General features: G+C 35.7%; 9 protein-coding genes. 1 reads left to right on the top strand and 8 read right to left on the bottom strand.

What is annotated here, in order from left to right; genetic code table 11:
* Positions 1-73: 73 nt before the first annotated feature.
* The 3 genes from ACE3RB_RS05010 to ACE3RB_RS05000 are packed head-to-tail and all read right to left on the bottom strand — an operon-like array spanning position 74 to position 2,462.
* Positions 74-889 (bottom strand): carboxypeptidase-like regulatory domain-containing protein, encoded by an 816-nt coding sequence (locus tag ACE3RB_RS05010; protein WP_374463215.1) that lies wholly within the window; start codon positions 887-889, stop codon positions 74-76.
* A 19-nt stretch (positions 890-908) separates the two neighbouring features.
* Positions 909-1,715 carry a hypothetical protein gene (locus ACE3RB_RS05005; protein WP_374463214.1) on the bottom strand — a complete coding sequence of 269 codons (807 nt, stop codon included), beginning with the start codon at positions 1,713-1,715 and terminating at the stop codon, positions 909-911.
* Positions 1,716-2,462 carry a hypothetical protein gene (locus ACE3RB_RS05000; protein WP_374463212.1) on the bottom strand — a complete coding sequence of 249 codons (747 nt, stop codon included), beginning with the start codon at positions 2,460-2,462 and terminating at the stop codon, positions 1,716-1,718.
* A 182-nt stretch (positions 2,463-2,644) separates the two neighbouring features.
* Between ACE3RB_RS05000 and ACE3RB_RS04995 the strand changes: the two genes are divergently transcribed.
* Entirely contained in the window at positions 2,645-5,785 is a 3,141-nt protein-coding gene (locus ACE3RB_RS04995; RefSeq protein WP_374463211.1) for a UvrD-helicase domain-containing protein, read from the top strand.
* A gap of 428 nt (positions 5,786-6,213) precedes the next feature.
* On the opposite strand, the gene ACE3RB_RS04990 is transcribed toward ACE3RB_RS04995, so the two are convergent.
* From ACE3RB_RS04990 to ACE3RB_RS04970, 5 genes are all read right to left on the bottom strand, one after another.
* On the bottom strand, positions 6,214-6,723 hold the full coding sequence (locus ACE3RB_RS04990; protein WP_002981834.1) for a ferritin: 510 nt from the start codon (positions 6,721-6,723) through the stop codon (positions 6,214-6,216).
* A 127-nt stretch (positions 6,724-6,850) separates the two neighbouring features.
* Positions 6,851-7,300 carry a hypothetical protein gene (locus ACE3RB_RS04985; RefSeq protein ID WP_374463210.1) on the bottom strand — a complete coding sequence of 150 codons (450 nt, stop codon included), beginning with the start codon at positions 7,298-7,300 and terminating at the stop codon, positions 6,851-6,853.
* A gap of 176 nt (positions 7,301-7,476) precedes the next feature.
* A complete protein-coding gene (locus ACE3RB_RS04980) occupies positions 7,477-8,472 on the bottom strand; it encodes a hypothetical protein (RefSeq protein WP_374463209.1) in 996 nt (331 codons plus the stop codon).
* A gap of 139 nt (positions 8,473-8,611) precedes the next feature.
* Positions 8,612-11,263, bottom strand: a complete 2,652-nt coding sequence (locus ACE3RB_RS04975; protein WP_374463207.1) for a 4-alpha-glucanotransferase — start codon at positions 11,261-11,263, stop codon at positions 8,612-8,614.
* Positions 11,264-11,389: 126 nt separating this feature from the next.
* Positions 11,390-12,553: a T9SS type A sorting domain-containing protein gene (locus ACE3RB_RS04970; protein WP_374463205.1), complete on the bottom strand. Its 1,164-nt coding sequence runs from the start codon at positions 12,551-12,553 to the stop codon at positions 11,390-11,392.
* Positions 12,554-12,787: the final 234 nt, after the last annotated feature.

Below are 12,787 nucleotides of genomic sequence, written 5' to 3'. Positions count from 1 at the left end.
ATTTGTGAATTTAGTTGGTTACAGTATGACTGTATCAATTTCTATTCCAATATTTTAAGATTTTATTAACATTTCAATACTTTTGATTCTGCTTCAGTCTCTCCAGAAAAAGAGGCACCGTTTCTTCCAGCCTCAGCATTACGCCGGAAAGATTTCTTGCTTTTACATAGGTCCGTACCTGTGGTTTTGCCAAAAATGAAAACTGAATAAACTCTGAAATCCTGTCGCCGGGAACTCCTGCTTTGATAAAATAGTCATCGCCTATTCTGTCCCGTACCCAGGCAATATGCTCCTGGAGATCATCATATTTATACTGTCTTTTCTGTCTCCTTGCTTTACCACTGATCAGGTCATATACTCCCTGTACATTCAGGTTTCCTAAAAGTATTGGCAGAAGGACGCTTTTTACCTCAGCCGGTTTTTCCCTCATTTTTCCCACCGGCTGCGGAAGCCCTACAGCATCTCTTACCTGTTCTCCTTTGTCTGCTTTTGCTACAATGCGGGAATCCACTTCCAGGTCTCCTGTGAGTTTTTTAACAATCTTTACTTCTCCCACATCTTTCGGGATCTGATAAAGAGTAATAAACAATGGTAAATTGGTTCCGTTGGTAAGAACCCTTCTAGAAGTTCTATTGAAATCTTCCTTTACAAATCTTAATTCATCATTAGAATTGGCATCAATAGAGAATATGCCTTCTGTATCTGAATATACTTTTTTATCGGTAGCCATGTTGATAACAATTACTTTACTCAGATTTTCTCCGTTATCATCCACTATCCGACCTGTCACGGTCTGTTGGGAAAAAATAAAAATACTGCACAGAAGCATCAGAAAAAGAGAAATTTTCCGTCTTCCAAATGCTTCAATATTTTCAGTACTATAACTCAATTTTTAATTTTAATAAGAATTACTCTTTACTTCCTTCTAATTTATTCATTTTACTGTATTCCCCGAAGGCTATTTTAAGCTCATATTCAATAACATCGATACTAAAATCCTTCCGGTATCTTTTTGCCAGTGAACGGTTTTTATCTGCATAGAGAAGAAATGTATCAATCTGCTCTTCATCCATTCCATATTTCTTCAGGAAGCTCAGATTCACTTCGTTTCTTACTCTTTTAAGAAAATCCTGAGTTTCATTATAATTCGCTTTGGTGACCTTAGGCTTTGCCAATTTCTTTACAGCATTAAAGACACCAAACAGATTGACCTGTCCTGCATTGAAATCGTGTCCGGTAAAAGTTTTAGAAATAGCATTGCTAGGTAAAAGCTGATTAAGCGGGCTTCTCATATACTCTTCCATGTCTGATTTTAATGCCTGAAGTTTTCTGGATTCATTCAAATGCTGATTATCTTTTGCAAGATTTCCGGTAGGCCTGTACTGAATTTTCACTTCGGGAATCTGAATCTCCATTTTTTTCAGAATGATATTGAACGGAGAACTGATATCTTCTTTGGTAATTTTCTTATCAACCCGATAATATCCTTCTTTTACAAATCTTATTTCATCATTTTCCCTGGCTTCGATTTCAAATGTTCCGGACATATCGCTCAATATACTTTTGCCGGCTGAAATATTAACAATGAGAACAGGAGCTAAATCCATTTCATCCCCTGTGATTACCTTTCCTGATACTTTCTGCTGTCCCCATAATCCTGAAGTGATACAAAAAAGCACAATAAAAAAAGTTCTGCTGATATATTTTACTTCCATTTACCTTTGAGTTTGCGGAGCACGATAGGATGAAATTCTTGTCAGCACAAAACGCTGAAACCTGTTCAGATCCGCATCACTGCAAAATCCGTATTTCAGTATTTTTTTTCTTTCAAAACCGCCTGCAAAAACATAATAAATAAAATGGTCTATCAGAGGCTTCTCTATTTTAAGATTGGTAAAATAATCGTCTCCCAGACTTTCTCTGATGTATTTCATTAAATCTACGTCATCCCATTTATCTTTAACTTTCCCAATAGAGAATCCCTGTCCTTTCGGCTGTACAAACTCTCCGGGTTTTGCTGCCAGTATTCTGGGATCTGATTTCTGAGCAATATACTTATCCATATCTTTGAGCAGTTTTTCAACCTTTTTAGGTTTATTATAAAGTTTTGAATCAATCTTCAGGTTTCCTGTAAGTCCTTGCTTTACCTCAACTTCAGGAATCTGGATAGTCTGGCGAACCATACTTATGTCCATCGGAGATTGTGTATTTTCCCGGGAAATTATTTTGGTGATACGTTCATAACCCGCTTTTATAAAGCGCAATTCATCGCCCTGTCTTCCGGAAATCATAAAGTGCCCGTCCCGGTTTGAAACTACAATCTCATTTGTTCTGATGTTGATTACATTCACATCCTGCATTTCTGTGCCGCTTTCTGAAGTGATCTTACCAAAGATATAACTTTGGGCATGGGTATGAATAAAAAGAATGAAGGATAGAAAAAAGAATAGTTTGAGTTTCACGGGCTATTTTTTATAAAGCAAAGCTAAAATTATTTTTAATTTATACCATAAGTTTAACCACAGTTAACGCGTTTTAATATTTCTTTTTGATTTTTGCCTTGTAAACTGTTAAATAGGCTGATTAAATTGTTAAAGTTTCTTTTAAATTTTAGCTAACTTGCAGTCTCAATTCTCTTTCAACAATGCAAAATTCTTATACAGTCATCAATGCTTCTGCCGGATCAGGGAAAACGTATGCTCTGGTGCAAAGACTTCTGATGATCTGTCTCCGGTATCCTAATCAGCAGCAGTCGATCAGGAATATTCTCGCACTGACTTTTACCAATAAAGCAGCCAACGAGATGAAGGAGAGAATTTTATCGTGGCTGGGCAATTTTTCAGCCAAAGATTATGCAGAGAATGCAGACCTGAAGAATATTCAGAAAGCATTTGAGGAACAGGGTTTGAAAATTACCATTGATGATCTTCATCAGCGTTCCAAGAAATTACTGGATTATGTTCTCCACAATTATTCCACATTGAACATCGGAACGATTGACCGTTTTAATTCAAGGCTGGTAAGAAGCTTTTCCTATGAGCTGGGACTGGCTAAGAATTTTAATCTTGAAATTGAAGCAGAACCGTTTCTGATAGAAGCGGTTGATAAAATGCTGGACCAGATCGGAGAAAATGAAACCATCTCCAATTCTTTCATGGATTATGTAGACTACAGTCTTGAAAATAATGAAAGAATTAATCTCAACAAAAATCTGTATGATTCTGCAAAGGAATTTGTAAAGGATATTCATTACGAGCATCTTAAAAGCAATAAAAGTTTTGATGATGCCAATTATGAAAATATAAAGAATGCGCTCCGTAAAGAGATCGTGCAGAATAAAAAGCAGTCTGCGGAACTGGCTGCTGCTTCTGTTGAGTTATTCAAATCAAGAAATATAGATATTGAAGATTTTGCCCAGGGCAAAAACGGAATCGGAGGTTTCTTTACTAAAGTGATCGATTTTTATCAGCAGAAAAGACCCGGCTTTCCTTTTCCAACTACTCTGGAGGAATCTGTTATTAACAATTACAGGAAAGGAGCTTCTTCAAAGTCAAAGCATAAAGAATCTGAAATTTTTGAAATCCTTGATCAGCTTCTGGAAAATAGGATGAAACTGATTCTTATGTATATTGAGACTCAAAAGAAAGAGAAAGTTTTATCAGCGCTTCTTCCTTTAAAGGTAAACAAGGATATCCAGGACGAACTTCAAAAAATTGAGGAAGAAAATGATCTTGTTCTTCTTTCCAAGTTTAATATCCTTATTAATGAAAACCTGAAAAATGAACCTTCTGCTTTTATTTATGAAAAGGTAGGTTCACAGTTTCAGCATTATTTCTTTGATGAGTTTCAGGATACTTCAGAGCTGCAGTGGCAGAATTTTGTTCCGCTGAGAGATCACAGTGTTTCTACAGAATATACTTCTTTCACACTGGTAGGGGATCCCAAGCAGAGTATTTACCGTTTCCGAGGTGGAGAAAGTAAACTGATGCTTGATATTATCAACAAAAAAGAATTCTCACCAAAAGAAGCAGACCTTCTTGTCTTAAAGGACAACTGGAGAAGTGCCAGAAACATTGTACAGTTCAACAATGAATTGTACCGTTTCCATTCTGAAGGGCTTCTGGAAGAGCATAAAAACATCTTCGGTGCTGATGCTGAACAAAGCTCCAAATCAAAGATTGAAGGGCGCGTAAAGATCAATCTGATTGAAAATCTTACGAATGAAGACTTTTATACCGATACTTCCACGCGGATGCAGAAAGACATCCAGGAATGTCTGGACAATGGTTTTAAGTTCTCCGATATTACGATCCTTTGCCGGGGAAATTTTGATATTTTCAGTTATTCTCAAAAGCTGGGAAGCTTAAAAGTTAATTATAAGGGTGAAGAAACCAATATTAAAACGATTTCTGATAAAGGCCTTACACTGGAGCTTTCCAATACTGTAAAAGCTGTCATTGAATTTCTGAGATGGGAACTTAACCCAAAGAATAAGCCTTGTCTGATCATGATGATGTACCATCTGAACACACTGGGGAAAATTCATATGCCGGATTTTACCTTAGGTATGAAAGAAATTCTGGATATTGACGGCCATGAGGAAATATTGCAGTTCATTCAGGAGAAATATTCAATTCAGCTTAAACAGGATAATTTTCCAAGATTTAATCTTTATAATTTTATTGAATATTATATCAACGAATTTTCTGTTGAAAACAAGGAAACTGATTTCTTATTGAATTTCCTGGAAATGCTTTTCAACTTTACACAAAATGCCGGAGCCAGTACCAAAGAGTTTCTGAAATACTGGGATGAAGAAGCGTCGTCGTACACTATTCAGGCTTCGGAAAACATTGACGCTATCCAGATCATGACCATTCACAAATCTAAAGGGCTGGAATTCCCTATTGTTTTTATTCCTATGATGAACAAAAACCGCGACAGTGAATTTACCAACTGGTTTGACACGAATGAAAATGAAACATTAAAATCTGTGAATATAAACCAGTTCAGCAAACATCTGGAGGCTTATGATGATGAAATTCTTTTTTTCAACACAAAAAATTCTTATAAAAATCTGATTGACAGACTCTGTTTACAGTATGTTGCTACCACAAGACCTGTTGAACAGCTTTTTTTCTATCTACAGAAACCTAATAAAACGTCTAACAATCTTGAGCTTCTGGAATTCCTTCAAACAAAAAATCCGGAGCAGGCTGACGAATTTGATGTATATCCTATACATCCTGAAATGCTGAAGAAACATTCCAGGGATAAAACTTCTTCTTTTAAAACCCAGAATATCCGGCATCTGAAGAACATTAATGAAAAGAGTACATCCATCAGGATTGCTACTCCGTCTAAAAACTACCAGGTACGGAATGAAAAGGTAAGAATCGGACTTTTTGTACATGAGCTTTTATCAAAGATCAATACAGAAAAGGATATCATTAAGGTATTGGAAGGATATGCCCTGGAAGGACAGATTACATTAGAGGAAAAAAATGAGATACAATTTACGCTACAGGAAATTGTTAGGACCTATGCAGAATTCTTCGATGAGAAATGGGAAGTGATCAATGAAAAAGACATTATGATCACTGAAAGAGGAGAAAGCCATATATTCAGGCCTGACCGTATTTTAAAGGGTGAAGAAGGGTATATTATTGTGGATTTTAAGACCGGTGAACCAAAGGCCAAGGATGAAGCACAGGTAGAAGGCTATAAAAATATTCTTGAACGCCTGGGCAAAAAAGTTCTCAAAACTAAGATCATTTATCTGTAAAGAACATTTACAAAACATTACTATAACAATTTCTGTAAAAAATTCTTCAAATATAAAAAGGTTTTATTATTTTTATTATAAGACGAATATAATTATATAGTCTTTGATTATATTTTGATTACAACTAGCCAACCATGAGAATATACTTAAACTCCTTTTTAATAAGTCTGATCATCATGTTATTTTCTACAGTGGTCACTTACAATATTGTTGATTGTTTAGATCCTCCCGTTACATCAGATGGTCACCATTATATGCCCGCTGAAAACATTGCCAATTCTTTATTTCTGGGTTTTGTATTGGGAGCAGTAGTTTTTATTTTCACTGTGAGAATCCAAAGGCAGCCATATAGGAAATAATTATATCATCTTAACAAAAAAACCGCTATCCCAGAAGATAACGGTTTATATTTTGAATGCTTTTCAATTTTAAGCTGTTGTATCAGGAGTAAACACTCTCTGAGACAATTCCTGGTCAAAAAGGTATAATGCTGACGGATTATCACATACCATTTTGATTTTCGTTACATATTGAGAGGCACTTGCTTCTTCTTCTACCTGCTCATTGATAAACCATTGAAGGAATGATGTCGTTGCAAAATCTCCTTCCTCGTTTGCATTTTTTACAATATTGAAAATACTTTTAGTTACGATTTTCTCATGTGCCAGTGCTTTCTCAAAAATATCTGTTGCGTTTTCGAACTCATGCGGAGGCTTTGGAATTTCTCCGATGATAATTTCCCCGCCTACGTCATTCAGATAATCAAACATTTTATCTGCATGCATCAATTCTTCTTTGCTCTGTACTCTGAAATAGTTGGCAATTCCATCAAGATCTTTTCCTGAAAACCATGCAGACATTGAAAGATAATATTGAGCAGCGTATTGTTCGTGGGCAATTTGTTCGTTAATTAATTTCGCAATTTTTTCGCTAACCATAAGTATTAAATTTATAGTCAAAAATAGGGAATAAAAGCCCGAAATCAAAAGTTTTAGGGAAAATTAATATAAAAAGGATGGAAGTATATCCATCCTTAACACATTAAAAAACTAAAATTACAAACTGTTACTTTACATCAGCAGTTCCCGTATTCATGGGCTTTTTCATCATTCTTCTTTCTTTCATTGCCATTTTCATTTTCTCTGCTTTTGCTTTTCTGTCAGCCTGCCATTTATCATATTGATCAGGAGTAAGGATTTTTTTCATATCAGCATCCATTTGTGCTCTTTTGGCCTGCATTTCCTGCATCTTAGCTTGTCTGTCAATTTTATTTTTGTCAAACTCTGCCTTCATTTCAACTTTTCTTTTATCCTGAAGAGCCTTTATCTGAGCTACCTGAGAGGCATTAAGGTTAAGGTCTTTCTGCATCTGGTCTAAACGTTCCTGTTGTTTCTGTTCCATTCTCTGCTTCATTTCAACAGCTCTTGCCTGTCTGTCCTGTGGGGTTGTAGTTTGTTGTGCCATTGCAAAACTTCCAATTCCGATAAATGCTATTGCTAAAACTAATTTTTTCATCTTTTTAAAATTTAATTAATTGTTATATGTCTTTTTGATTATGAATTAAAACACAAGTTAAATTAACAAATTCATAAATAATGTTAATTTTTAACAAAAATAAACCAACAAAACAACAAAAAAGGGCAGATTATAAAAACCTGCCCTTCACACCACTTAAATATAATATATGAAAATTAATTCCTTACTAAACTGCCTCTAAAGCCACCTCCGCTATTACCACGGTTTTCTTGTCTTGGAGCAGAATTTTCAGATCTCTGCCTGAATCCGCCTCCGTTGTTTCCTCTGAAACCGCCATTATCTTCTCTTTTAGGAGCTTCTCTTCTTACTTCACTGTTTCCTCTGAAACCACCTCCGTTATTATTTCTGAAGCCTCCGCCATCTGCATTTCCTCTGTTTCCTCCATTATCAGAATTCCCTCTGAATCCGCCACCATTGCTGTTTCTGAAACCTCCGTTATTATCATTTCTGAATCCGGAATTATTGTTACTTCCATTGTTACCACGGAAACCTCCCGAATTCTCATTTCTTGTGTTTCTGAAGCCATTGTCCGGCCTGCTGTCTCTTCTGATAATATTAAAAGTAGGGTTATCCATTCTTCGGAATCTTGAACGGTCTACTCTGTAAATATTAACATTGATATTTCTATATCTCGGCATTACAGTATACCTCGGTACATAATACGTTCTTCTGTAGTTCTGGAAATATACAACCGGGCTGTAACCTCTGTAGTAGTTATTCTGGAAAACTACAAATACTCTTGGTCCAAGGATTCTTTCCAGTGCATAGAACCTGTCATAGTACCATCTGTCCGGATTATATCTGTAGAAATTATTCCATGCTGAAAAACTTGCATACAGGTTATTCAATCTCATGATCTGGTCTACCTGCCATCTGCTTAATCTGTTCTGGATGAAAAATCCATTCCAGTCGATATTGATAATACTTCCTCTGTAGTCGTTATAATAGCTTTGATAATAATCATTTGGATAATAATCCTGAGGATAATTGTAGTAATAATCGTCAGGAAAATAATTTCTGTCATCTTCATCGCTGTAATAGCCTCCGTCATTCTGATAATAACCGTCATCATTCCAACCATTATTCGGATATTGCTGAGCAGACGTCAAAACGCCTAACCCAAAAGCTAATCCCAAAAATATTTTTTTCATCTCTATAGTCGTTAATTGGTTAATATATAGCAGAATATCTTAATTCTATCTCTTTGATATAAATAAAAAAAAGAAGTTAAATCCTAAGATCAAACTTCTTTTAAAATATTGTTAACTAACTGATAATCAATTGTTAAATTTACACTCTTCCACTATCTTTTATCCAATGGGCTATTTTTTTATTGAAAGATGTCCTTTCTTTCAGGTCTTCCAGTTTTATATGCATCCTGTAACGCCAGTAATGTGGAAAAACTGCGGGATTATTAATTCTTTCATTATCAATTTCCTGATTGGCAAGTTCTGCATCGGTAGCCAGAAATTCCTGAATTGGGAAAATAGCAAGCATGGCCTCATTATACAAATGCTGCTTCATAATAATCTCTGCAAGATGAGGATTCAGGTCTTCAGGTGCTTTGCCATACTGTATCAGCTGTTCGTTATAGTATCTTTGTGTAAGAACGGAATCTTCTTTCCACCACTGTCTTAATGTTGAGCTGTCATGGGAAGAAGCGGTTACCACATTCATATAACTGGCATATTTAGGATTATAGAACGGTATATTTTCAGAAGGCATCCTTTGCACCTTAAGAGCTATAATGGCCAATTCATCCATTACAACAGGTACACATGCAGGTACCATTCCCAGATCTTCTCCACAGATCAGCATTTTGGTAGCATTCAGAATAACGGGTAGTTTCTCCATGGCTTTTTCATACCACAAATGATCCTGTCTTCTGAAGAAATAGTCATGGTACAAATCATAAATATTTTTCTGTTCAGATTCCGGAAGGTATTTATAAGATTCTGTATTGTATACATTGAATCTTGGATGGTAAACCGTTTTTCCATTTCTTTCCTCCGGGAGGAATAAAACGTTGGCGCATAGAGAAATCAGTTTTTCTTCCAGCAGGCCATAGGATTTTTTCTTAAAGAAATTAACCAGCTTTCTCTGGGTATCAAACTCTTCTTTAAAAGCGTAGGTCCCGTCTTCATTACGGTTCATAAATTCAAGAGCCTTTCCGCTTTCATCTCCAAAATAGTCCCATAAGATCTTGTTGTTGATAAATGGCTTACAATACCTGTCAAAACTGAAAGGAATCTGCCAGGCCTTAAATTCATCCGGTACAATAGGAACAGCCGGATAAAAGTACCCTAATATTCCTTGTACAGCAGAAACAGGCATTCTCCATATTCTGAAGAAACCTAAAATATGGTCGATTCTCATGGCATCAAAATATTGCTCCAATGCTTTGAACCTGTTTTTCCACCATCTGTAGTCATCTGCTTTCATAGCTTCCCAGTTGTAGGTAGGGAATTCCCAGTTCTGTCCCAGTTCTGTAAACTGATCCGGTGGTGCGCCTGCCTGAAAATCCATTCCGAATAACTCTGGTTCTGTCCAGGCTTCCACAGAGTATCTGTAAATACCTATCGGGAGATCTCCTTTCAACGAAATTCCCAGGTTATGGGTATAATCAACGGCATCTTTCAGCTGCAAGTGTAATTGATACTGTACCCAGGCATGGAGCATTGCGGTATCGTAATCCTTACTTTTCGTGGTAAAGAACTGTGAGATCTTTCCGGCAATATATTTTTTGTGGGTTTTCCACTCATTAAAATTTGGTGTCTTATATTTATCCCTCAAAACACAGAATGCTGAATAGGGTACGAGCCAGTATTCATTATCCTTAATGAATTTTTTGAAGTTTCTGTCTTTATAACTTTTGTCTTTTTCCTTATTGAAAACAGCTGTAAGATATTTCCATTTCCCTTCAATCATCGTTTCATAATCGATCAGATCTAAGGCGTTTAACTTTTCTTTTTCAGATAAATATTCTTCAACTAATTCTTTCGGTATAGAGTAATCAAGATTTTCTAAAGAGATATACTGTGGGTGCAAAGCATAAACGGATACTGCAGCATATGGATATGAATCTGTCCAGGAATAATTGGCTGTAGTATCATTAATCGGAAGAATCTGAATAATACCAAGATTAGTTTCTTTCGTCCAGTCTGCCAGTTTTTTTAAATCTGCAAATTCCCCTACTCCGAAGCCGTCTTCACTTCTCAAAGAGAATACCGGAACTGCCACACCGGCGTCATGGTACATCTGGTATCCTTTAAACCTGAAATAATGATTGGAAACAATCTGCAGCACATCGCTCAACAGATTGGCAGCTGTTGATCTGTTTCCGCCGGTTTCTACATCTATGACCCGGTTTTCCCTGGTATCATATATACAGTATTTAAACTCGATAAATTCATTTTCAGGAATTTCAACAGAGGCTTCCCACATTCCAAAATCGGTCTGCTGCAGGTGAATAACCCTGTCATAGTTCCAGTTTCCCAAAGATGCTGTACTTCCAAAAAGAACAATTCGCCAATCCGGATTATAAATAGGAGCTTCTATTCTGAAGAGATGGGTATGTTTTTTTAAAACCGTTATTCTTTCAGGAACAAAATCATGCAGCTTGTTATAGAGAATTTTATTGTTTAAATAATTTTCAGGAAAGTTTTTATTGTTCCATTCGTCAAAGATGATAAACTCCTTATAATTATGAGGAAAACTTAAATGATGCGGAACGAATTCCTCTCTTAAGACATTTCCTTTTTCATTAACAACCCTATATCGATAAGTAATGGATTTTGAGAAATAGTCTACTTCGCATTTCCATAACCCATTTTCTGCATAAAACATAGTATGGACGTGTAAGGCATGTTCATCTTCACCAAATACCAGCTGCAAGTTCTCTCCCGCCTTTACAATATATCCTACATTAAAGTATAGTTTCATCTATATTTTTTTATAAAAGTACATTTTAATATCGAAAAATAAAACTTATTGAATATCAAATAATCATTAAAAAACCTTCTCAAAACAGATTGAAAAGGTTTTTACATATTGATTTATAGCAATCTGTTATTTGGTTACAAGAATCTTTTTGTTGAATATTACTTTTCCTGATTCATCAGTAATATTTACAATATAAGCACCGGTCACCAGCCCTTTAAGGTATACTTTTTCATCTGACGAGCCTTCTTTTACTGAAACATTCTGAGTCATAACATTCTTACCTGCCATATCAAAGATATTCAGCTTAACAGTACCTTTTATTTTGTTGCCAGCATGTACATTAATGTAATGTTCATCAACTCTTGTTGGATAAATATCAAGACCTGCAAAACTGTTTACTGCTGAAGATTTATCATCCACAAAATATTTACTCGCCAGATCATAAATATGAAGCCCTTGCTCACCCGGAAGCTGTTTTGCCTGTAAAGTTGTAAGATCTACTTCATATAATGCCCCTCCTTTTGCACTGGCTACTACAACTTTTCCCTGAGCATTTACTGCCGATCCGTTTACAGAATAGTTATCCGGAATGCCTGCAATCTTACCTATAAATTTAGCTTTTAAATCTTTCGTCAGGACTTTGAAAACATTTCCCGAAGCCGAAAAAATATAAAAATTGTTATCTGCATCTGCAACCATATCCCCTCCAAATCCAGTTTCCATAGCGGTAAATGAATTTCTGCCATTAGAAGCATCATCTTTGATAATTCCCAGGTCATTCACAATATATTTCCCATCCTTTCTGCTGATTTCTAAAAATTGTGTTCCGGCATTATTTACAGCATATATCTTACCGTTATATCCCGTTGCCATCCTGGTAATATGAGAATTAATATCACATGATGACACCCTTGCCACATTATTTTCCACTAAAGTAATTTCTTTTGTCTTCGGATTCAAAACATAGATATTCGAAAAAAACATAGGCATATACACCAGGTTATTATTCGAAGCATCATATGCAAGCGCAGCTAAAGTTACTGCCTGAGAATTGCTGTAAGAATTTTTGTCTTCCGCTACAATACCTTTTCTGGCTTGTGAAAATACTTTTACAGAAGAATCTGCCGTAAAAAACTTCTCACCAGAAGTTCCGTTTATGCCGTCAATAGCACGAAAATCATTGAAAGTAATACTTTGAGTATCTTTTCCGGTAATCGCAAAAAAATCCTGCTGTGCTTGTGTATTTACACCTAATAGCAGTAAAAATAAAGGGAATAAATGTTTTTTCATATTATATATTTTTAGATTCGTAATCAATTTGATAGTACTAAGTTACACAATTTTAGAATTCTAAAAACAAAAATCTCTAGTAATTGATTAAAGTTGACTACAAATTAAAAAAATCAGCTGCCATCAAGACTGTGGTTATTCATTTCTGTTCGCCAGCATAATATACATTAAATATCAGTAGCTCTTTCCCGCTATCCATTCATACTCCTCGCGCCTGCGCTCTCACCCTGAGCG

The organism is Chryseobacterium sp., from assembly GCF_041914225.1.
GTDB lineage: Bacteria > Bacteroidota > Bacteroidia > Flavobacteriales > Weeksellaceae > Chryseobacterium.
Note: the sequence above shows the minus strand (reverse complement) of the source record. Positions and strands in the feature narration are given on the sequence as shown.

Coding starts and splice junctions, on each gene's coding strand:
- ACE3RB_RS05005 (WP_374463214.1), bottom strand. CDS start 1,715: ATGGAAGTAAAATATATCAGCAGAACTTTTTTTATTGTGCTTTTTTGT.
- ACE3RB_RS04995 (WP_374463211.1), top strand. CDS start 2,645: ATGCAAAATTCTTATACAGTCATCAATGCTTCTGCCGGATCAGGGAAA.
- ACE3RB_RS04990 (WP_002981834.1), bottom strand. CDS start 6,723: ATGGTTAGCGAAAAAATTGCGAAATTAATTAACGAACAAATTGCCCAC.
- ACE3RB_RS04985 (WP_374463210.1), bottom strand. CDS start 7,300: ATGAAAAAATTAGTTTTAGCAATAGCATTTATCGGAATTGGAAGTTTT.
- ACE3RB_RS04980 (WP_374463209.1), bottom strand. CDS start 8,472: ATGAAAAAAATATTTTTGGGATTAGCTTTTGGGTTAGGCGTTTTGACG.
- ACE3RB_RS04975 (WP_374463207.1), bottom strand. CDS start 11,263: ATGAAACTATACTTTAATGTAGGATATATTGTAAAGGCGGGAGAGAAC.
- ACE3RB_RS04970 (WP_374463205.1), bottom strand. CDS start 12,553: ATGAAAAAACATTTATTCCCTTTATTTTTACTGCTATTAGGTGTAAAT.